19 protein-coding genes and 1 pseudogene are annotated in these 20641 nt (G+C 60.5%); 9 read left to right on the forward strand and 11 right to left on the reverse strand.

Translation table 11 applies throughout. The features are described from left to right. Positions 1-4: 4 nt before the first annotated feature. The 4 genes from ssuD to PSH86_RS29110 all read right to left on the reverse strand — a co-directional run bounded on the left by ssuD (position 5) and on the right by PSH86_RS29110 (position 3771). Positions 5-1153 (reverse strand): FMNH2-dependent alkanesulfonate monooxygenase, encoded by a 1149-nt coding sequence (gene ssuD, locus PSH86_RS29095; RefSeq protein ID WP_109752544.1) that lies wholly within the window; start codon positions 1151-1153, stop codon positions 5-7. A 24-nt stretch (positions 1154-1177) separates the two neighbouring features. Further along, positions 1178-2143, reverse strand: a complete 966-nt coding sequence (locus tag PSH86_RS29100; RefSeq protein ID WP_109752546.1) for a sulfonate ABC transporter substrate-binding protein — start codon at positions 2141-2143, stop codon at positions 1178-1180. A 91-nt stretch (positions 2144-2234) separates the two neighbouring features. Further along, positions 2235-2828, reverse strand: a complete 594-nt coding sequence (gene ssuE, locus PSH86_RS29105) for an NADPH-dependent FMN reductase (RefSeq protein ID WP_063323891.1) — start codon at positions 2826-2828, stop codon at positions 2235-2237. A gap of 304 nt (positions 2829-3132) precedes the next feature. Continuing rightward, positions 3133-3771: a peroxiredoxin gene (locus PSH86_RS29110; protein WP_024617266.1), complete on the reverse strand. Its 639-nt coding sequence runs from the start codon at positions 3769-3771 to the stop codon at positions 3133-3135. Positions 3772-4107: 336 nt separating this feature from the next. Between PSH86_RS29110 and PSH86_RS29115 the strand changes: the two genes are divergently transcribed. The 3 genes and pseudogenes from PSH86_RS29115 to PSH86_RS29125 all read left to right on the forward strand — a co-directional run bounded on the left by PSH86_RS29115 (position 4108) and on the right by PSH86_RS29125 (position 6274). After that, on the forward strand, positions 4108-4503 hold the full coding sequence (locus PSH86_RS29115) for a nucleotidyltransferase domain-containing protein (RefSeq protein WP_109752548.1): 396 nt from the start codon (positions 4108-4110) through the stop codon (positions 4501-4503). Beyond that, positions 4493-4920 (forward strand): annotated as a pseudogene (locus tag PSH86_RS29120) (DUF86 domain-containing protein). Before PSH86_RS29115 ends, PSH86_RS29120 begins: the two are co-directional and overlap by 11 nt. A 131-nt stretch (positions 4921-5051) precedes the next feature. Next, a protein-coding gene (locus PSH86_RS29125; protein ID WP_305486664.1) for an IS3 family transposase occupies positions 5052-6274 on the forward strand; the annotation gives its coding sequence in 2 pieces (ribosomal slippage) (positions 5052-5403 and positions 5403-6274; 1224 coding nt in all). A 46-nt stretch (positions 6275-6320) separates the two neighbouring features. Here the strand turns inward: PSH86_RS29125 and PSH86_RS29130 are convergent. The 3 genes from PSH86_RS29130 to argE form a co-directional block, all read right to left on the reverse strand. Then, the gene (locus PSH86_RS29130; protein WP_249015693.1) at positions 6321-7640 is read right to left on the reverse strand and encodes an OprD family porin; all 1320 of its coding nucleotides are present in this window, start codon (positions 7638-7640) and stop codon (positions 6321-6323) included. Between the two features lie 419 nt (positions 7641-8059). Continuing rightward, the gene (gene argA / locus PSH86_RS29135) at positions 8060-9358 is read right to left on the reverse strand and encodes an amino-acid N-acetyltransferase (protein ID WP_109752554.1); all 1299 of its coding nucleotides are present in this window, start codon (positions 9356-9358) and stop codon (positions 8060-8062) included. A gap of 137 nt (positions 9359-9495) precedes the next feature. Next, on the reverse strand, positions 9496-10653 hold the full coding sequence (argE, locus tag PSH86_RS29140) for an acetylornithine deacetylase (protein WP_305486669.1): 1158 nt from the start codon (positions 10651-10653) through the stop codon (positions 9496-9498). 158 nt (positions 10654-10811) lie between these two features. Between argE and PSH86_RS29145 the strand changes: the two genes are divergently transcribed. Next, complete coding sequence (locus PSH86_RS29145; protein ID WP_109752558.1) at positions 10812-12179, forward strand: inorganic triphosphatase; 1368 nt, start codon at positions 10812-10814, stop codon at positions 12177-12179. Between the two features lie 110 nt (positions 12180-12289). Here the strand turns inward: PSH86_RS29145 and PSH86_RS29150 are convergent, their stop codons facing one another. Further along, a complete protein-coding gene (locus PSH86_RS29150) occupies positions 12290-12760 on the reverse strand; it encodes an Lrp/AsnC family transcriptional regulator (RefSeq protein ID WP_038856038.1) in 471 nt (156 codons plus the stop codon). Positions 12761-12886: 126 nt separating this feature from the next. On the opposite strand from PSH86_RS29150, the gene PSH86_RS29155 reads away from it, so the two are divergent. The 5 genes from PSH86_RS29155 to PSH86_RS29175 all read left to right on the forward strand — a co-directional run bounded on the left by PSH86_RS29155 (position 12887) and on the right by PSH86_RS29175 (position 17117). Continuing rightward, positions 12887-13225, forward strand: a complete 339-nt coding sequence (locus PSH86_RS29155) for a hypothetical protein (protein WP_109752561.1) — start codon at positions 12887-12889, stop codon at positions 13223-13225. Positions 13226-13369: 144 nt separating this feature from the next. Next, positions 13370-15154 (forward strand): GspE/PulE family protein, encoded by a 1785-nt coding sequence (locus tag PSH86_RS29160; RefSeq protein WP_109752563.1) that lies wholly within the window; start codon positions 13370-13372, stop codon positions 15152-15154. A gap of 197 nt (positions 15155-15351) precedes the next feature. Further along, positions 15352-16272: an SPFH domain-containing protein gene (locus tag PSH86_RS29165; RefSeq protein WP_014340768.1), complete on the forward strand. Its 921-nt coding sequence runs from the start codon at positions 15352-15354 to the stop codon at positions 16270-16272. Between the two features lie 9 nt (positions 16273-16281). Further along, a complete protein-coding gene (locus tag PSH86_RS29170) occupies positions 16282-16731 on the forward strand; it encodes an NfeD family protein (protein ID WP_109752565.1) in 450 nt (149 codons plus the stop codon). 65 nt (positions 16732-16796) lie between these two features. Continuing rightward, positions 16797-17117, forward strand: coding sequence for a DUF2388 domain-containing protein (locus PSH86_RS29175; protein WP_170846005.1), 321 nt, complete (start codon positions 16797-16799; stop codon positions 17115-17117). Between the two features lie 180 nt (positions 17118-17297). Here the strand turns inward: PSH86_RS29175 and gcvH are convergent, their stop codons facing one another. From gcvH to PSH86_RS29190, 3 genes are all read right to left on the reverse strand, one after another. Then, complete coding sequence (gene gcvH, locus PSH86_RS29180; RefSeq protein WP_305486672.1) at positions 17298-17681, reverse strand: glycine cleavage system protein GcvH; 384 nt, start codon at positions 17679-17681, stop codon at positions 17298-17300. Positions 17682-17732: 51 nt separating this feature from the next. Then, positions 17733-18815, reverse strand: coding sequence for a glycine cleavage system aminomethyltransferase GcvT (gene gcvT, locus PSH86_RS29185; protein WP_249015695.1), 1083 nt, complete (start codon positions 18813-18815; stop codon positions 17733-17735). Between the two features lie 155 nt (positions 18816-18970). Continuing rightward, positions 18971-20587: an iron ABC transporter permease gene (locus tag PSH86_RS29190; protein WP_305486678.1), complete on the reverse strand. Its 1617-nt coding sequence runs from the start codon at positions 20585-20587 to the stop codon at positions 18971-18973. Positions 20588-20641 lie beyond the last annotated feature (54 nt).

Below are 20641 nucleotides of genomic sequence, written 5' to 3' on the forward strand. Positions count from 1 at the left end.
CGCCTCAGCTCTGGGACGCGGCTTTGGGAAGAATATCGTTGGCGACCATTTCACCGAACGGGCTCACATAGCCCTGGCTCTTCGGCAACTCCGGGCGCTCCACGTCCAGGTGCGGGAACAACAGTTCCGCCACGCGATAGGACTCTTCCAGGTGTGGATAACCGGAGAAGATGAAGGTATCGATGCCAAGGTCGGCGTATTCCTTGACCCGCGCCGCCACGGTCGGACCATCACCCACCAACGCCGTTCCGGCACCGCCGCGCACCAGGCCGACACCGGCCCAGAGGTTGGGACTGACTTCCAGCTTGTCGCGACTGCCACCATGCAAGGCGGCCATGCGTTGCTGGCCCACCGAATCGAAGCGCGCCAGGGAGGCCTGGGCGCGGGCGATGGTGTCGTCGTCCAGGTGAGAGATCAGCCGGTCGGCCGCTTGCCAGGCTTCGGCGTTGGTTTCCCGCACGATCACATGCAGACGGATGCCGAAGCGTACGGTACGGCCGAGCTTCGCGGCCTTGGCCCGCACTTGTTCGATCTTTTGCGCGACGGCTGCGGGTGGCTCGCCCCAGGTCAGCACCATTTCCACCTGTTCGGCGGCCAGGTCCTGGGCAGCTTCCGACGAGCCGCCGAAATACAACGGCGGACGCGGTTGCTGGATCGGCGGATAGAGCAGCTTGGCGCCCTTCACGCTGATGTGCTCACCGTCATAATCCACAGTCTCGCCTTCCAGCACCCGGCGCCAGATGCGGGTGAATTCCACTGACGCCTGGTAGCGTTGCTCGTGGTCCAGGAACAAGCCGTCGCCAGCCAGTTCATCCGGGTCGCCGCCAGTCACCAGGTTGAACAGCGCACGTCCGCCGGACAGCCGGTCGAGGGTCGCGGCCTGGCGCGCCGCCACCGTCGGGGAAATGATCCCGGGGCGCAGGGCAACGAGGAACTTCAGGCGCTGGGTCACCGGAATCAACGAAGCGGCCACCAGCCAGGAATCCTCGCAGGAACGCCCGGTGGGAATCAGCACGCCGCCGAAACCCAGTCGATCCGCCGCCTGGGCGACCTGCTGCAGGTAGCCGTGATCGACGGCGCGGGCGCCTTCAGCGGTGCCAAGGTAATGGCCGTCGCCGTGGGTAGGCAGGAACCAGAAAATATTGAGGCTCATGGAGTGGTCTCCTAAGGAATCGAATTACTGCGCTTTCGCAACGGCCGCCGGCGGCGTCCAGATCACGTCCTTGATGCTCAAGGGCTTGGGAATCAATTTGAGCTGGTAGAAGCTGTCGGCGATTTTCTGCTGCGCCGCCACCACTTCCGGCGTGAGGAACAACGCCCCATAGCCTTGGCGTTTCACCGACGTCAGGGTGATGTCCGCCGGTAGGCCGAGCAGTGGCGATACCTGCTTGGTCACGTCTTCAGGGTTGGCCTTGGACCACTCCCCCACTGCGCGCACTTCTTCCACCAGCGTCGTGATGACCTGGGGATTTTTTTGCGCATAGGGTTTGGTGGCGAGATAGAACTGGTGGTTATCGACGATGCCTTTGCCATCACGCAGGGTGCGTGCCTGCAACTGTTGTTCAGCGGCAGCCTGGTACGGATCCCAGATCACCCAGGCGTCCACGCTGCCACGTTCGAATGCGGCGCGGGCGTCGGCCGGCGGCAGGAAAACGGTCTGGATGTCGGAATACTTGAGGCCGGCATCCTCCAGCGCCCGCACTAACAGGTAGTGGACGTTGGAGCCTTTGTTCAACGCGACTTTCTTGCCCTTGAGGTCTTGCACCGACTGGATCGCCGACCCCTTGGGCACCAGGATCGCCTCGCTGGTAGGCGCTGGCGGTTCGTAGGCGACGTAGAGCAGATCAGCGCCTGCGGCTTGGGCAAATACCGGCGGGGTTTCACCGGTCACGCCGAAGTCGATGGAACCGACGTTCAAGCCTTCCAGCAGCTGCGGACCGCCGGGGAATTCAGTCCATTGCACATCCACGCCTTGGGCGGCGAGACGTTTTTCCAATGAGCCCTTGGCCTTGAGCAGCACCAGGGTGCCGTACTTCTGATAACCGATCCGCAAGGTTTCGGCTTGGGCTTGGGTGATGACGCCGAGGGACACAGCCGCAGCAAACAGAGCGACCAGCCCGCGACGCAAAATGACAGTGCGCATGGCGCCTCTCCTTTTTGCTGTGGGGTTTTGGCTGCACCTGCTTGGCCGTTGGCGGCTGAGTAAGGTGAGTTGAATCAGTGGTGTTCCGGGTTCAAATGCTCCAGCGAGCACTCAACAAACGTTCGTTCAATACACTGGGGTCCAGCGGCCTGGGCCGACGGGCCATGGCGCTGAAAAACTGTTCCAGCGCTTCGTCCAGGCGCTGTTGCAGGGCCGGCGCCAACTGCGCCTGGGCGCTGCCTTCGCCATAAGCGATCTGGCTGTCTTCGGCAAAGATCCCGTGGAGCATTTCCTGGGCCTTGAGCGCCGACAACACTGGCTTGAGGGCGTAATCCACCGCCAGCATGTGGGCGATGCTGCCGCCGGTTGCCATCGGCAACACCACTTTATGGGCCAGGGCGCGCTCGGGCAGCAAGTCCAGCACGGTCTTCAGCGCACCGGAGAAAGACGCCTTGTACACCGGCGTGGCGATCAACAGGCCGTCGGCATTTTCGATTTGCTGGAGCAGATCGACCACCTTCGGGCTATCGAAACGGGCATGAAGCAGATCTTCGGCCGGGAAATCGCGCACCTGATAGCTCACCACCTCCACACCTTGTTGCTGCAACCAGCGTTGCGAGCGCTCCAGCAGCACCCCGGAGCGGGAGCGTTGGCTGGGACTGCCACCAAGTGAGACGACCAACATGCCTACCATTCCTTAACTGTCACGTGCGATTCGCGGCGGGCGATCTCGCTGCATGGGTCAAACCATAACAGGGGATTCATATATCTTTAAATCATATTTATTCATTTGGTTATTCGATATGGAGATATATAAATTGCCTTATTCAAGGCATTAAAAAAGGCCGTCGGAACGGCCAAAACCCTTGGTGCACAGAAATCCCTTTGTGGGAGCGAGCCTGCTCGCGATGGCGTCGGATGCCAGCAGCGATGTCGACTGATAGACCACTATCGCGAGCAGGCTCGCTCCCACAGGTTCAGGTTTTGCGTCAGCGATTGGGCTGCGGGGTGAGGCGCAGGTAGGGCTTCACGGCGCGGTAGCCCTTGGGAAAGCGCTGCTTGAGTTCCTCTTCATCCTTGAGCGACGGCACGATCACCACTTCATCACCGTCCTGCCAGTTGGCCGGGGTGGCGACTTTGTAGTTATCGGTCAGTTGCAGGGAATCGATCACGCGCAGGATTTCGTTGAAATTGCGCCCGGTGCTGGCCGGGTAGGTGATGGTCAGACGAATCTTCTTGTTCGGATCGATCACGAACAGTGAACGCACGGTCAAGGTGTCGCTGGCGTTGGGGTGGATCAAGTCGTACAGGTCCGATACCTTGCGGTCGGCATCAGCCAGGATCGGAAAATTGACCACGGCGTTCTGGGTCTCGTTAATGTCCTCGATCCACTTGTGGTGCGAGTCCACCGGGTCCACCGAAAGAGCAATGGCCTTGACCCCGCGCTGGGCGAATTCGTCCTTGAGCTTGGCGGTCAGGCCCAGCTCGGTGGTGCATACCGGCGTGAAGTCCGCCGGGTGGGAAAACAGCACACCCCAGCTGTCGCCGAGCCATTCGTGGAAGCGAATCTTGCCGGCGCTGGAATCCTGTTCGAAGTCGGGGGCGATGTCGCCAAGTCTGAGGCTCATGGTGCGGCTCCTGGATGAGGTTGTTGTGAGCCCAACTTTGCACCGGTTTTGATTGCTTTAAAAAGAATAAATATCCATTTATCTAGATCTTTAGTGAATATAAAAAACTGTTCACTGGCACCATTCCGCATACCGGCCCAAGATCGATTCCGAGGTTTCGAGAAGGCCTCGAGTTGCTGAAAGAGGAGAAGTTTCGAGGAAGGCTACAGGGGTGGGCCCGACTCGAAAACGTAAAAGCCCCGCCCGGCGTGTTGCCGGGCGGGGCTTTTTTTGTTTTGTACCCACACTACGGAAATTATTGAGGCGATTTCAGGACGAGCGGCTAGGATAGGCAGGATGAACACTCAAGCCTTGCTGACTCATCTGCAAAACCATCTCCCTGGACTGCTGGCGGTTTACCTGTTCGGTAGCCATGCACAGGGCACCGCTGGGCCTGACAGTGATGTCGATTTGGCTGTGCTCTTGTCCGGCGAAGTTGATCCTGTGTCGTTATGGCAACTTTCAGGTGATTTGGCGGATATCGCCGGCAGTCCGGTGGATCTGATCGATCTACGCGCGGCAACGACCGTCATGCAATACCAGATCGTGACCCGAGGCCAGAGACTCTGGGCCAGAGACGTACAGGCGGGATTGTTCGAGTGTTTCATTCTCAGCGAAAAAACCGCTCTCGATGAAGCTCGGGCGGGATTGCTCAAGGATATTCAGGAAGAAGGCAGCGTGTATGGCCGATGACGTACTGATCAATAAAGCCGCCAGTATCGAACGTTGCGTCGCCAGGGTACGGGAGGAATACGAGAAGGATCCCGCTACGTTTGCCACCGACTTCACTCGCCAGGATTCGGCAGTCCTGAACATTCAGCGTGCGTGTGAAGCGGCACTGGATATGGGACAGCATTTGATTCGCCGTGAACGACTGGGTGTCCCGCAAAGTGCCCGCGATACATTCGAGTTGCTTTTCCAAGGGGGCTGGATGCAAGAGGGTCTGGTGAAAAACCTGAAGAACATGGTGGGTTCAGGAATATCGCCGTGCATGACTACCAAGCCCTGCAACTGCCGATCATGGTCGCGATCATCACCGGACATCTGGATGATTTTCTAGCGTTCAGCGCATTCATTCTGCGTAAGGACGCGCTGGAGTCCAAGGTATAAAGCGAGCTCCGGCTCGTTGAGCCAAAAACGCAAAAGCCCCGCCCGGCGTGCTGCCGGGCGGGGCTTTTTTTACTTCGCTGTCTCGTCCTGAATAAGGTTTACACCTTCTGACCTATCCTCAGGAGGAACCAATGGATTCAGGAAGAAGGCGTAGTCAGCGTGATTACACGCTGGGCTTTAAATTGGCGGTTGTCGATCAGGTTGAAAAGGGCGAACTGAGTTATAAAGAGGCTCAACGGCGTTATGGGATTCAGGGCCGGTCGACTGTGTTGGTATGGTTACGCAAGCATGGGCGGCAGGACTGGAGCCAAGGCGCCTCCATTCGTGCCCAGAGGAACCGACCGATGGCCGAGCCAAATTTGCCGCTGACACCAGAGCAGCGAATCAAGGAGCTGGAAGAAAAGCTGGCCCTTGCCAACCAGAAAGCCCAATTTTTTGAAGCTGTCGTTGACGTGCCGAAAAACGATTACGGTGTTTCTGTCGTAAAAAAGCGATCCGGCAAGTCCTCAGCCAAGGGCAAATCGAAGGCCTGAGTGTCACCAGGGCTTGCCAGTTTCTGGGCATCTCACGGCAGGCGTATTACAAGCGCAATCGAGCTTACGACGCGCAAGCTAGCCATGCGCAAAAGGTGCTGGGGTTTGTGCTGGAGGCACGCCTTGAAATGCCTCGGTTGGGCACCCGTAAGCTGCATGGGCTAATGCAAGCCGAACCTGAACTAACGCAAACGGTAGGCCGAGATCGATTGTTCGATATTCTGCGAGACCATCGACAACTGGTCCCACGCAAACGCGCTTATCACAAGACTACCGACAGTCATCATCGCTTCCGTCGACATCCGAATCGGCTCAAGCCCGGCCCTGACCAAGTCACTGCCACCGGCCCGGAACAGGTGTGGGTGGCGGATATAACCTATTTACCGACCGAGCAAAGCGTCGCTTACGTAAGTCTGGTCACTGATGCGTTCTCGCGCAAAATAGTCGGCCATCATGTGCATGAAAGCCTGCATACCGAGTCAGTCATCCGGGCGATGACGAAAGCTCTTCGACACCGAAGAACCAATCAGCCACTGGTACATCACTCCGATCGGGGCTCGCAATACTGCTCTGATCTCTACCAAAAGCTGCACGCCAAGCATGGCGTCAGGTGTTCGATGACGGATGGCTACGACTGCTACCAGAATGCCCTAGCGGAACGAGTGAATGGGATTCTGAAAACAGAATTTCTTTTACACCGTCCCAAAGACCTCGCCCAAGCCAAGCGCATGGTTGAGGAATCGATAGAAATCTATAACCGTAAGCGACCTCATTTGGCCCTGAAATACAAAACGCCCGATGCGGTGCATCGGGCGTTTTGAGACTGAAACAGGTGTAAACCTATTTCAGGACTAGACACGCTACGTCTTACATGAAGTTGTAAGTGTAGTTGAAGATCAGGCGGGTCTGATCCTGGCTGTCGCCTGCACCGCTACTACGGTAGGTACCCTGACGCAGGGTAGTGCCGAAGCCTTTCAACGCGCCCTGCTGGATTACGTAATCCACACGCATGTCGCGTTCCCACTCGGAGTAATCGCTTGCGCCGTTGGCGGTTTTGACGTCGTCACCACGCAGATAGGCAACCGAGGCCTTCAGGCCTGGAACGCCCAAGGAAGCGAAGTCATAGGAGTATTGGCCGAAGGTGGTGTTTTCACCTGCGCGGACAAACCCGTTGATCATGCTGTCGGTGAACAGGTAGAAGCTCGCGCCGCCGGCACCTTCGGGACGACCGTTGCCGTTAACCACGCTGCCCTGGTTCAGGTATACGAAGCCACCGTCATCACCGACTTGCTGGTGACCCAGCAGGAAGGCGCTGCCGCCGAGGGTGTAAGTGAACATGGCGCTCCAGGTCTTGTTATCGACCTCGCCCGCATGCTTGGCATAACCGCCGTTGTTGTTGAACCGATAACCCGCGTCGCCGTTGCGACCATCGGAACTGCTGTCGAAGTAACGCAGGTCCGTCTTGAAGGATTGACCTTCGCTGATCGGGAAAACATGCACCGCGCCCAGGAAGTGTTGCTTGTAGTAATCCTGCAGGTTGGCGTAGTAGTACTGCAGCGTCAGGTCTTTGGTGACCTTCCAGTCAGCACCGCCAAAGCGGAACTGGTTGCTGTCCTGGGTACCGCCCGCCACTGCCAGGCCGGTGCTGTTGCTCGATGCACGGCCTGTGGCGTGTTCCAACTGACCAGCGTTGAACGTGACGTTGTCGATTTCCTTGGAGGTGATGGTCCCACCTTCAAAGGTTTGCGGCAGCAGACGGCTGTCGTTGGAAACCAGGATCGGCAGGTTAGGCGCCAGGGCACCGCCCAGGTGGGCCTCGGTCTTGGAGAAAAGCGCCTTTACGTTACCGGACAGACGGCTCCAATCATGTACCGCCGAACCATCCGTATCAGCTGGCATATAGGAACCGTTGTTACGGCCACGACCGCCATCGAGACGAATACCAACCAGTGCCTGAGCGTCGATACCGAAACCCACGACACCTTGCGTGAAGCCGGACTTGTAGTCGAACTTGAGGCCGGTGCCCGTTTCGCGCAGATCCTCGCTACCCGTTTCATGGTTGTCGTTATTGAAATACAACGTACGAGAACTGACAGACGCCTTGCTGTCTTCGATAAAACCAGCGGCGCCTGCCTGCTGCGCCAAAACCCCAACGGCCACAGCCAGGGCCAAGGTGGACTTCTTCATGCTTCGCTCCTCTCGTTTTCTAATTCTTGTGTGTCTTTGGTTCCGGATCGAACGCCCGGATTCCGCGGATGCGCGATTAGCGCCAGACCGTGACTGACAAGTCAATCGTAACCATTTGTGAGTACGACTATGGTCTAACCCCCACTACACCGGTCCGCAGGATAATGGATTCTCTATAATTCCAAAAAGAATTGTTTCAACAGTTTTCAGCTCTTTTCGACATATGGTTGCCATCAAAGCGTCATCAAGCCGAGACAAGGCTTATCGGCGCCGTTGAGGAATCCTGAAGCGTGTTTCGTCGCAACGGTGGTCAGGCGTACCAACGCTCGTACATGCCGCGATCTTGAGCCCTCCCAGACTAGTCGCTCATTGTCTGAAATCAAGAAGACCGCGGCAGCACGGGTTTTTAGACGGGTCGCTCAGAGCGCTTTTTCGAAGATCTTCGAATTACGCTGATAGTTGTAGAGCGACGCCCGCGCGGCCGGCAGACGGTCGACGCTGCTGGGCTCGAAACCGCGTTCGCGGAACCAGTGGGCAGTCCGGGTCGTCAGTACGAACAGCGTCTTGAGCCCTTGGGCGCGGGCCCGGGTTTCGATCCGTTCCAGCAGCTCATCGCCCCGGCCACCGTGGCGGTACTCCGGGTTCACTGCCAGGCAGGCCAGCTCCCCGGCATCCGAATCGGCGATCTGGTACAGCGCCGCACAGGCGATGATCATGCCTTCGCGTTCGACCACGCTGAACTGTTCGATCTCGCGCTCCAGCACTTCGCGGGAGCGACGCACCAGGATCCCCTGCTCTTCCAGCGGGCTGATCAGGTCCAGCAGCCCGCCGACATCCTCAATGGCCGCTTCGCGTACCACTTCGAATTGCTCCTGGGCCACCAGCGTGCCGCTGCCATCGCGGGTGAACAGCTCAGCCAGCAGCGCACCGTCCTCGGCATAACTGACGATATGGCTGCGCGCGACACCGCCACGACAGGCCTGGGCCGCCGCATCCAGCAGTTCGGCCTGATAGTCGCTACCCAAGCGCTGCATATGGCCCGGAACCTGTTGCGGACGCAATTCGCGAACCAGCCGCCCGTCCTCACCGATAAGCCCCTGCTCGGCCCCGAACAGCAGCAGCTTGTCGGCCGCCAGGTCGATGGCCGCCCGGGTGGCGACGTCTTCGCAGGCGAGGTTGAAGATCTCCCCGGTGGGTGAATATCCCAACGGCGACAGCAGCACGATGGAGCGTTCGTCCAAAAGGCGATTGATGCCCTTGCGATCGACCCGACGCACTTCACCGGTGTGGTGATAATCCACGCCTTCGAGCACACCAATGGGACGTGCGGTGACCAGGTTGCCGCTGGCGACCCGCAGCCGCGAGCCCTGCATGGGCGAGGACGCCATGTCCATGGACAGGCGTGCCTCGATAGCGATGCGCAGTTGGCCGACCGCATCGATCACGCATTCCAGTGTGGCGGCATCGGTGATGCGCATGCCGTGGTGATAATGGGGCGTCAGCCCCCGTGCAGCGAGGCGGGCCTCGATCTGCGGGCGCGAACCGTGGACCAGCACCAGGCGCACGCCGAGGCTGTGCAGCAGCACCAGGTCATGGACGATATTGCCGAAGTTAGGGTGTTCCACCCCGTCGCCGGGCAGCATGACGATGAAGGTGCAATCGCGGTGGGCGTTGATGTAGGGCGAAGCGTGACGAAGCCAATTGACGTATTCGGGCATGAACCTGGACCTGTAATAAATAACAGCCAAAAAAAGACGAAACAGAACGCACAACGGGCTGGTGGTTATCGTCGGAACAGGCTTGGCGACACGCGCGCTCTCCTCATGTGATGAATACGGGCCCGCAAGGGGGCAATTTAACCGGCCGTGGCCGGCGTCAGACAGTAATGACCGATCAACTGCCGCAACAGCTGTACGGTAGGTAGCAAACGTGACATTTCAAGGTACTCGCCCGGTTGGTGGGCACAGGCGATATCGCCGGGACCGAGTACCAGGGTTTCGCAGCCAAGGCGCTGAAGATAAGGCGCTTCGGTGCCGAACGCCACTGCTTCGGCTCGATGGCCGGTGAGTCGCTCGGCCACCCGTACCAGTTCGCAGTCCTCGACCTGCTCGAACGGCGGCACTTCGGGGAACAGCGGGGCGTAGTCGATCTTGACCTTATGGCGCTCGGCGATGGGGTCGAGCTTCTGCTGGATCGCCGCACGCAACACTTGCGGGTCCATGCCGGGCAAGGGCCGCAGGTCGAATTCCATGGAGCACTGCCCGCAAATCCGGTTGGGATTGTCGCCGCCGTGGATGCAGCCGAAGTTCAGGGTCGGCTGCGGTACGGTGAACTGCGGGTTACGGAATTCACGCTGCCATTGCAGGCGCAGGCCACGCAGTTCGCCCATGGCATCGTGCATGGCTTCCAGCGCGCTGTGGCCCAGGCTCGGGTCGGAGGAATGACCGCTGCGCCCAAGAATATCGATGCGCTCCATCATCACGCCTTTGTGCAGGCGAATCGGCCGCAGGCCGGTCGGTTCACCAATCACCGCCGCGCGCCCCAGTGGTCGTCCGGCATCGGCCAGGGCCCGGGCGCCGGCCATGGAGCTTTCTTCGTCGCAGGTGGCGAGGATCAGCAGCGGCTGCTTGAACGGTTGGTCCAGCAGCGGCTTGACCGCTTCAATGACCAGGGCGAAAAAACCCTTCATGTCACAACTGCCCAGGCCGACCCAACGGCCATCGACCTCGGTGAGCTTCAACGGGTCGGTCTGCCAAAGCGCGGCGTCGAACGGCACGGTGTCACTGTGACCCGCCAGCACCAGGCCGCCGGGACCGCTGCCGAAACTGGCCAGCAGGTTGAACTTGCCCGGGCTGACCTGCTGGATATCGCAGGAGAACCCAAGCTCCGTGAGCCAGCCTGCCAACAGCTCGATCACGGTGCTGTTGGACTGGTCGAGCCCAGGCTGGGTACAACTGACCGAAGGCGCGGCGATCAGGGCAGCGAATTGATCTTTTATGGACGGCAAAGGCATCGCTGACTCCGGGCTTACAGATTGATGTCCATCATAGAACCATCTGGCGCAAGGAATAAACCGCCGCAGCACCTAGGGTGGACGAGTCCTGTACACTGCACGACCTTGGCAGCCACACCTTCCCCCGGCTGCACACCCGATCCCTGGATTTTCCGGCCATGCAGAAAGAAACCGAAATCAAACTCCGCGTCAGCCGCGAGACCCTGGCAGCCTTGCGCGAGCATCCGCTGCTGAAAAAACGCAACAAGAGTGGCTGGGAACGCCACGAACTGATGAACCAGTATTTCGACACGCCAGAGCGTGACCTGGCCCGGGCCAAGGTCGCCCTGCGCTTGCGTCGCGACGGCGAAGACGTGATCCAGACCCTCAAGACCCGCGGCCAGAGCGTCGCCGGCCTGTCCGAGCGCAATGAGTACGACTGGCACCTGCCCAAGGCCAAGCTCGACCTGAAGAAGCTCGACGGCGAATGCTGGCCCGAGGCCTTGACCGAACTGGACAAGAAAACCCTCAAGGCCATCTTCACCACCGATTTCGTTCGCGAACGCGCTGAAATCGCCTGGGGCCGTGGCAAAAGCAAGGTGGTCATCGAAGCCGCCCTGGACCTGGGCCATGTCGTGGTCGGCAAGCAGAAGGAAGAGATCTGCGAGCTGGAGCTGGAGCTGCGCGAAGGCGAACCCGCCGCCCTGCTGGAACTGGCAGCCGAACTGGCCGCGACCCTGCCGTTGATGCCTTGCGACATCAGCAAGGCCGAGCGTGGCTATCGCCTGTATGACGCAGGCAGCTATGCCCTGAGCCTGCCGGCCCCGCAACTGACCGCCGAAACGCCGCTGGACGACGCCTTCGCCGCGCTGAGCTGGCATTTGCTCGGCAGCAGCCAGCGCCTGGCCGAGCAATACCGCTTCAACGGCCACTGGCGCCTGTTGCAGGACTGGGTGGAAAACCTCGCCGAACTGCGCGCCCTGCTCAGCAGCCTCGGCCAGGCCGCGCCGCGCCAATCGACCCACGACTTGCGCCTGGCCCTGGACGCGTTGCTGGAAGACTGGCGCCCGCTGGTCCAGGCCGGCCTGGATGATGAAGACGTGCGCAAGGCCGCGCCGGAACAGTTCCTCGAAGAGCTGCAAGACCCGCGCTGGGGCCTGTTTTCCCTCAACACCTCACGCTGGCTGCTGGCTCGCAGTTGGGCCGCCGAGCGCAACACCCGTGGCAATCGCCAGGGCGCGGCGCAACTGGGCAGTTGGCTGTCGCGCCTGCTGGGCGAAGAGTCCTCGTCCCTGCAATTGCAACGCTATCAGCAGCAGCCGGAAGACCTCGCCGAGCAACTGCCGCGCATCGAACGCATCCAGGCCTGGCTCCACCACGCCCGTCATGTGCTGGAGATCCCGGAAATGGACCGCCTCTACGGCGAGTTGAACAAACTGGCGCAACTGGCCAACCAGCCGATCACCGACGAAACGCTGGATGCACGCAAGCAACAGGCGATTGCGGTTTACCAGAATCGGGCTTGGAAGACTTTGCTGCGTCTGTAACATCGCCATCGCGAGCAGGCTCGCTCCCACATGGGATCTCTATTTGCCGAAGATCCATTGTGGGAGCGAGCCTGCTCGCGATGTGGCCAGCACAGACACCGCAGGACAGCTCAGCGCACCACCGGCAAACTCGTCGTCGACTTGATCTCCGACAGCGCCACGATCGAGTTCACCTCCTGGATCCCCGGCACCATCGACAGCTTCTCGAAAAAGAATCGCTCATAGGCCTCGATATCCGCCGTGACGATGCGCAGCAGGAAATCCACCGAGCCCATCAGCACGTAACACTCCAGCACCTCGGGAAAGCCGCGAATCGCCTCGGTGAACTCGGTGAAATTCGAACGTCCATGGGCGTTGAGTTTGATTTCGGCGAAGATCTGCGTATTGAGGCCGATTTTCTTGCGATCCAGCAGCGTCACCTGGCCGCGAATGATGCCCTCCTCCTTCATCCGCTGGATCCGCCGCCAGCACGGCGATTGCGACAAACCCACCTGCTCGGCGATCTGCGCACTGGACAGCGAGGCATCTTCTTGCAGCAGTGCCAGTATCCTGCGGTCGTAGCCGTCCAACTCACTATGCATAATCAAACCCACAATGATTGATTTAGAGAATCAGGCAATTCGAAACACCGCCAATTTCACGCATCTTAGATAAGAAATACCCCACGACGCATGTAAATATTTCTCCCGCCCCCAAGGAGACCGAACATGCCCCCACTCGAAGCCGTTGCCCTTGCCCCGACCCGCGCCGATGCCTGGCACGCCGCCAATACCCATTGCCGGGCGCGGTACCAACTGCTGGCCGAAGCCGAGCCGGATTTACTGTGTCGGGCGTTGAACCTGTTTGCCTTGCAGGGCCTGACGCCGCAGCAGGTTCATGTCGAGCGCCTCGACGATCTGCTGTCGCTGGACATCGTCATGGACGGGCTGAGCTGGCACCGTGCCCAAGTCATCGCGGAAAAATTACGTAACTTGATCAGCGTCTGCTCGGTGGACCTGCAAGATGCTGATATTGCACGGGTTGGGCCGGCCCAAGCAGCGGGATGAACCTCCACGGGCAAGATTTCGCAACGCATTGGTCGGGTAGTGGCCCAACGGTCCATAGGGTCGGGACTATTCTTTTGCACACCGAGCGAGGACGCCGAAGCGTCTGTATCGCGGCTTTGCTGCAATTGTCCAATAGGAACCCGCATGTCCACCAAACACGCCACTCAGGACCGCTGGCTGGACCTCAACGATCTGCTGCGCCAACTGGTCGCCCAGGGCTTCATCAGCCAGGATTCAGCCGAAACCGCGCTTAACGCCCGCCGACGCCACAGCGCCAATGCCCAGTTGCATCCCCTGGAGTTCATCGCCAACCAGCACCTGGACGACCTCAGCCGCCCCGGCAAGCGCCTGGACCTGGAGAGCCTGACCCTATGGTTGTCCCAGCAGGCCGGCCAGCCCTACATGCGCATCGACCCGTTGAAAATCAACGTCGCGGCCGTGACGCCCTTGATGTCCTATGCCTTTGCCCAGCGTCACAAGATCCTCGCGGTGGCGGTCGATCGTGACGCCGTCACCGTCGCCAGCGCACAACCTTACGTCAGCAGTTGGGAAGCCGACCTGACCCACGTGCTCAAGCTGCCGATCAAGCGGGTGGTCGCCAACCCGGTGGACATCCAGCGCTTGAGCGTGGAGTTCTATCGCCTGGCCAAATCGGTCAGCGGCGCCACCACGGTCGACCAGCAGCCGAGCAACCTGAGCAATTTCGAACAGTTGCTCAACCTGGGTGCCAGCGACCAGGAGCCGGACGCCAATGACGCCCACATCGTCAATATCGTCGACTGGCTGTTCCAGTACGCCTTCCAGCAGCGCGCCAGTGATATCCACATCGAACCGCGCCGCGAGCAGGGCACCGTACGGTTTCGCATCGACGGGGTGCTGCACACCGTCTATCAGTTCCCGCCGCAGGTCACGATGGCGATCGTCAGCCGCCTCAAGAGCCTGGGGCGGATGAACGTCGCGGAAAAACGCAAACCCCAGGACGGCCGGGTCAAGACCAAGACCCCGGACGGCGGCGAAGTGGAATTGCGCCTGTCGACCTTGCCCACGGCGTTCGGTGAAAAAATGGTCATGCGGATCTTCGACCCGGAAGTGTTGCTCAAGGACTTCGACCAGCTCGGTTTCTCCGCCGACGACCTGCGCCGCTGGCAGGACATGACCCGCCAGCCCAACGGCATCATCCTGGTAACCGGGCCTACCGGTTCCGGCAAGACCACCACCCTCTACACCACCCTCAAGAAACTGGCGACGCCGGAAGTGAACCTCTGCACCATCGAAGACCCGATTGAAATGGTCGAGGCATCCTTCAACCAGATGCAGGTCCAGCACAACATCGACCTGAGCTTCGCTGCCGGGGTGCGGGCACTGATGCGACAAGACCCGGACATCATCATGATCGGCGAGATCCGCGACCTGGAGACCGCTGAAATGGCGATCCAGGCGGCGCTCACCGGGCACCTTGTGCTGTCGACGCTGCACACCAATGACGCGCCGAGCGCCATCAGTCGCCTGCTGGAGCTGGGTGTGCCCCATTACCTGATCAAGGCCACCGTGCTCGGGGTCATGGCCCAGCGGCTGGTGCGCACCCTATGCCCGCAGTGCAAGGCCCCCCTGACCCTGGATGAAGATGACTGGCAGACCCTGACCCGGCCCTGGCAGGCACCGCTGCCGAGCAATGCCCAACAAGCCGTCGGTTGCCTGGAATGCCGCGACACCGGTTACCGCGGCCGCGCCGGCGTCTACGAAATCATGCAACTGACCGACAGCGTCAAGGCCTTGATCCACCCCGACACCGACCTGTTGGCGGTGCGCCGCCAGGCCTTCAAGGAAGGCATGCGCAGCCTGCGCTTGTCGGGGGCACAAAAGGTGGCGGCTGGCTTGACCACAGTCGAGGAAGTGCTGCGGGTTACGCCACAGAGCGAGCAGAAGTAGTTGTGGCAGCACCTGTGGCGAGGGGATTTATCCCCGCTGTGGGAGCAAGGCTTGCCCGCGATGAAGATAACGCGGTCTCCCTGGGAAGCAAGGCGCCTGCATCGCGAGCAAGCTTTGCTCCCACATAGGGAAGATAGTGGCCGCTTGCCCTACACTCAGGGCTCGCAGGTCCATCTCAATTCGCACAGGGAACCGTCATGCAGATCGGTAGCGTACTTCTACTTTTCATCGGCCTCGTGGTCGCCATCCTGTTCATGGGTTTCAAGGTCGTGCCCCAGGGCTACCAATGGACTGTCGAGCGGTTCGGTCGCTACACCAACACGCTCAAGCCCGGCTTGAACATCATCATCCCGGTGATGGATCGCATCGGGCGCAAGATCAATGTCATGGAAAGCGTACTGGACATCCCGCCCCAGGAAGTCATTACCGCCGACAACGCCACAGTGCAGATCGACGCCGTGTGCTTCTTCCAGGTGGTCAATACGGCCCAGGCAGCCTACGAGGTCAACAACCTCGAACACGCCATCCGCAACCTGCTGCAAACCAATATCCGCACCGTGCTGGGGTCCATGGAGCTGGACGCGATGCTGAGCCAGCGTGACGGTATCAACGAAAAACTGCTGCGCACCGTCGATGAAGCCACGGCGCCATGGGGCATCAAGATCACCCGGATCGAGATCAAGGACATCAGCCCACCGGCCGACCTGATGGCCGCCATGTCGGGACAAATGAAAGCCGAACGTATCAAGCGTGCCCAGATCCTCGAAGCCGAGGGCCTGCGAGCGTCGGCGATTCTCACCGCCGAAGGCAAGAAGCAGGCGCAAATCCTCGAGGCCGAGGGCAGCCGCCAGGCCGCGTTCCTGGAGTCCGAGGCCCGCGAGCGCCAGGCACAGGCCGAAGCACTGGCCACCCAGGTGGTGTCCCAGGCGATTGCCGACGGTAATGTCCAGGCCGTGAACTATTTCGTCGCGCAGAAATACATCGATGCGCTGGGCAAGCTGGCTTCGGCCAACAACAGCAAGGTGATTCTGATGCCGCTGGAAGCCAGCCAGGTCATCGGTGCGGTCGGCGGCATCGGCGAGATCGTCAGGGCCACCTTCGACAGCAAGAAAGCCTGAGGCGCGCCTATGTGGGAATTCCTGCAACACATGTCGTATTGGGACTGGCTGGCGCTGGGTGTCATCCTGCTGATCCTTGAAGTGTTCGGCGCCGGCGGCTACTTGCTGTGGATCGGCATGGCCGCCGCCGCGGTCGGCGTGCTCACGTTCATCCTGCCGCAGATGTCGTGGGAGATGCAGTTCCTGTTGTTCGGCCTGTTCGCCATCGCAACGGCACTGTACTGGTGGCAGCGCCAGCGCAGCGCTGTGCGCCAAAGCGACCAGCCGCACCTGAACCTGCGCGGCCAGGAGCTGATCGGCAAGGTTTTCCCGGTTCATGAAGCGATTGTCGATGGCCGTGGCAAGATCAAGGTGGCCGACAGTGTCTGGCTGGCCAAGGGGCCCGAGTCGGCCGTTGGCACGCGGGTCAGGGTAGTGGCACAGGAAGGTGCGGTGCTGCAGGTGGAACGGGCTGACTGACAAGTCATGGAACTGAATAGAGGCGCAGGTAATCCAAAGTCATAGTTAACCCAGTGGAGTCACCTATCATGCGTCTCAAACTTGCTGTCGCTACCCTAGCCTTGCTGTCTCTTCCTGTTGGCTCGGCAATGGCCGACACGTTTTGGCGTAACGTCATCTCATCCGGCGCGACCACCGGATCCACCTACCTGACCTTCAAGGATCACAAGCTGATCGTCGCTGCCCAGGACGATGCCGGTAGCTTCGTTGCCAGTGATGGCGGTATTCGTGGCCCCTACCTGGAAGCGGCGATGCAAAAAGTTCGTGCCGACAACCCAGGCCTGCAAGCCACCGACATGGAGCTGGCCAACGCGATCCTGGCGAAAAACGCCGTCGCCCAGGACTGATTCCCGCCCAATAAAAAATGCCGCTCGATTGAGCGGCATTTTTTTGCCCGGTGAACATCCCAAGGCTGCCCCCAATATCCTGTGGGAGCGGGCTTGCTCGCGAAAGCGGCGTATCAGTCAACAATACTGAACCTGACACACCGCTTTCGCGAGTAAGCCCGCTCCCACATTAGATCCGGGTTATTCGCCGATAGCGGACTTATAGCCGGCCGCGTCGAGCAACTTGTCCAAGTCGGCCTTGTTCTCTGGCTTGAGCTTGAAGATCCAGGCGCTGTACGGATCGGAGTTCAGCAGTTCCGGAGAACCGCCCAACTCCTCGTTGACCGCGATCACTTCACCTGCAATCGGGGAATAGATATCGGAAGCGGCCTTGACCGACTCAACCACACCGGCCTGGTCATTTGCGGAAAACACCTTACCAACCTCGGGCAACTCGACAAATACTACATCGCCCAAGGCTTCCTGCGCATGATCGCTGATGCCCACGGTGACGCTACCGTCAGCTTCCAGGCGTGCCCACTCATGGCTTTCGGCAAAATGCAAATCGGTAGGGATAAAACTCATACTCTGTGTCCTCAAGAGAAGTGTCAGCGGCCAGCGGCCCGCCGCAAAAGGTTAGATCAGGGTTTTGCCATGGCGGACGAAGGTCGGCTTGACCACCCGTACCGGATACCACTTGCCGCGAATTTCTACCTCGGCACGGTCGGCGGTAGCCATCGGAACACGTGCCAGGGCGATCGACTTGCTAAGCGTAGGAGAAAAACTACCACTGGTGATCTCCCCTTCGCCAACATTGGCGATGCGAACCACCTGATGGGCGCGTAAAACGCCGCGTTCTTCCAGCACCAGCCCGACCAGTTTGTGCTGCACGCCACTGGCAAGCTCGGTTTCCAGCGCACTGCGCCCGATGAACTGACGGTTCGCCGGTTCCCAGGCGATACTCCAGGCCATGTTCGAGGCCAGCGGGGAAACGTCTTGGTGGATGTCCTGGCCGTAGAGGTTCATGCCGGCCTCCAGGCGCAAGGTATCGCGAGCGCCAAGGCCGATGGGCGAAATGCCGGCACCTACCAGGTCGTTGAAGAAACTCGGCGCCTCCTGGGCAGGCAGGACGATTTCCAGGCCATCTTCGCCGGTGTAGCCGGTCCGGGCGATGAACCATTCGCCGTCGGCGCGACCTTCGAAAGGCTTGAGTTGCTGGATGATTTGCCCACGCTGTTGCGTCACCAGTTCAGCGATCTTCTGCCGGGCCTGGGGGCCCTGGATCGCCAGCATCGCCAGTTCGGGGCGCTCATGCAGCTGCACATCGTAGTCACCGAGCTGTGCCTGCATCCAGGCCAGGTCCTGGTCGCGGGTCGAGGCGTTGAAGACCAGCCGATAACCGTCTTCGACACGGTAGACGATCATGTCGTCGACGATGCCGCCGCGCTCATTGAGCATTGCGCTGTACAGGGCACTTCCTGCGTCCTGCAAACGATCGACGTCATTGGCCAGCAAACGCTGGAGCCAGGCCTTGGCCTGGGCGCCTGCGACATCGATCACGGTCATGTGGGAGACATCGAACACACCGCAGTCGCGACGCACCTGATGGTGTTCTTCGACTTGCGAGCCGTAGTGCAAAGGCATATCCCAACCGCCAAAATCGACCATCTTCGCGCCGAGGGCGAGATGAAGGTCATACAGAGGCGTACGCTGTCCCATGGGTTTCTCCTTCCGGGCTTGGCGAAGGTGCGGACGGGCACTGCGTAGCGCGAACGCCTGAAAAAAGGAGTTTTCTGACGCTCTCAGTTGCCCGGTCCGACAGACGGACCGCACCGAATGCCGCGCATTGTAGCCGCATGAGGTAGGACTGGCACCTAGCTGTTTCGATGGGCCGAACGTCGTATCAATCCGATGACCGGCAATAACCCAACCAACACCAGGGTCAGCGCCGGCAGCGCGGCCCGGGCCCACTCCCCTTCGCTGGTCATTTCGAAGATCCGCACCGCCAGCGTGTCCCAGCCGAACGGGCGCATCAGCAGGGTCGCGGGCATTTCCTTGAGCACGTCGACGAACACCAGCAACGCCGCGCTCAAGGTGCCGGGCAACAGCAACGGCAGATACACTTTGAAAAACAGTCGTGGCCCACTGACCCCAAGGCTGCGTGCCGCTTCGGGCAAGGACGGGCGAATTCGCGCCAGGCTGCTCTCCAACGGTCCGTAGGCCACGGCCAGGAAGCGCACCAGATACGCCAGCAACAGTGCCGACAGGCTGCCCAGCAACAACGGCTTGCCTGCACCGCCGAACCAGGTCGACAGCGGGATGACCAGCTCACGGTCCAGAAAGCTGAATGCAAGCATGATCGACACCGCCAGCACCGAACCGGGCAAGGCATAGCCCAGGTTCGCCAGGCCGACGCCAGCACGAATGGGGCGGGTCGGCGCGAGCCGCCGGGCGAACGCCAGCAACAAGGCGACGCAAACGGTGATCAGGGCGGCCAGGCCTCCCAGGTAGAGGGTGTGAAGGATCAGCCCGGCATAACGCTCCTCCAGGTCAAAGCGACCGCGCTGCCAGAACCACACCACCAACTGCACCACCGGAATGACAAATGCACAGGCAAAGACCAGGAAGCACCAACTGCTGGCTGCCACGGCCTTGAGGCCGCGCAACGTGTACAGAGCCTTGACCCGGGGCCGCTCGTTACTGGCTCGGTGGGCACCGCGGGCCCGGCGTTCACCGTAGAGCACCAGCATCACTGCCAGCAACAACAGGCTGGCCAGTTGGGCGGCGCTGGAGAGGCTGAAGAAGCCGTACCAGGTCTTGTAGATGGCGGTGGTAAAGGTGTCGAAGTTGAAGACCGATACCGCGCCGAAATCCGCCAGGGTTTCCATCAGCGCCAGCGCCACGCCCGCACCGATAGCCGGCCGGGCCATCGGCAACGCCACGCGCCAGAACGCCTGCCACGGCGACTGCCCAAGCACCCGGGCAGCTTCCATCAACCCCTTGCCCTGGGCCAGGAAGGCACTGCGCGCCAGCAGATAGACGTAAGGGTAAAACACCAGGACCAGCACCAGGATCACCCCGCCGGTGGAGCGCACCCGGGGCAGGCGCAGGCCGCTGCCGAACCATTCACGCATCAGCGTCTGCACGGGGCCGGCAAAATCCAGCAGGCCAACGAAGACAAACGCCAACACGTAGGCCGGAATCGCGAACGGCAGCATCAAGGCCCAGTCGAGCCAACGTCGCCCCGGGAACTCACACAGGCTGGTGAGCCAGGCGAGACTGACACCCAGTAACGTCACCCCGAAACCCACCCCGAGGATCAATGTGAGGGTATTGCCCAACAGACGTAGCATCTGGGTGTCCCACAGGTGGGACCAAATCTGTTGGTCGATGCTCTGCCAGGACAGCAGCAGGACGCTCAGGGGCAACAGGACCAGCGCGGCGATGGCGAAGACCAGGGGGTACCAGCGGCGTTGGGCGGGGTGGGCCAAGGAAAACTCTCATTAAACAAATAGTCACGTGGCGAGGGAGCTTGCTCCCGCTGG

It is taken from the genome of Pseudomonas sp. FP2300, assembly GCF_030687595.1.
Classification (GTDB): Bacteria; Pseudomonadota; Gammaproteobacteria; order Pseudomonadales; family Pseudomonadaceae; genus Aquipseudomonas; species Aquipseudomonas bijieensis.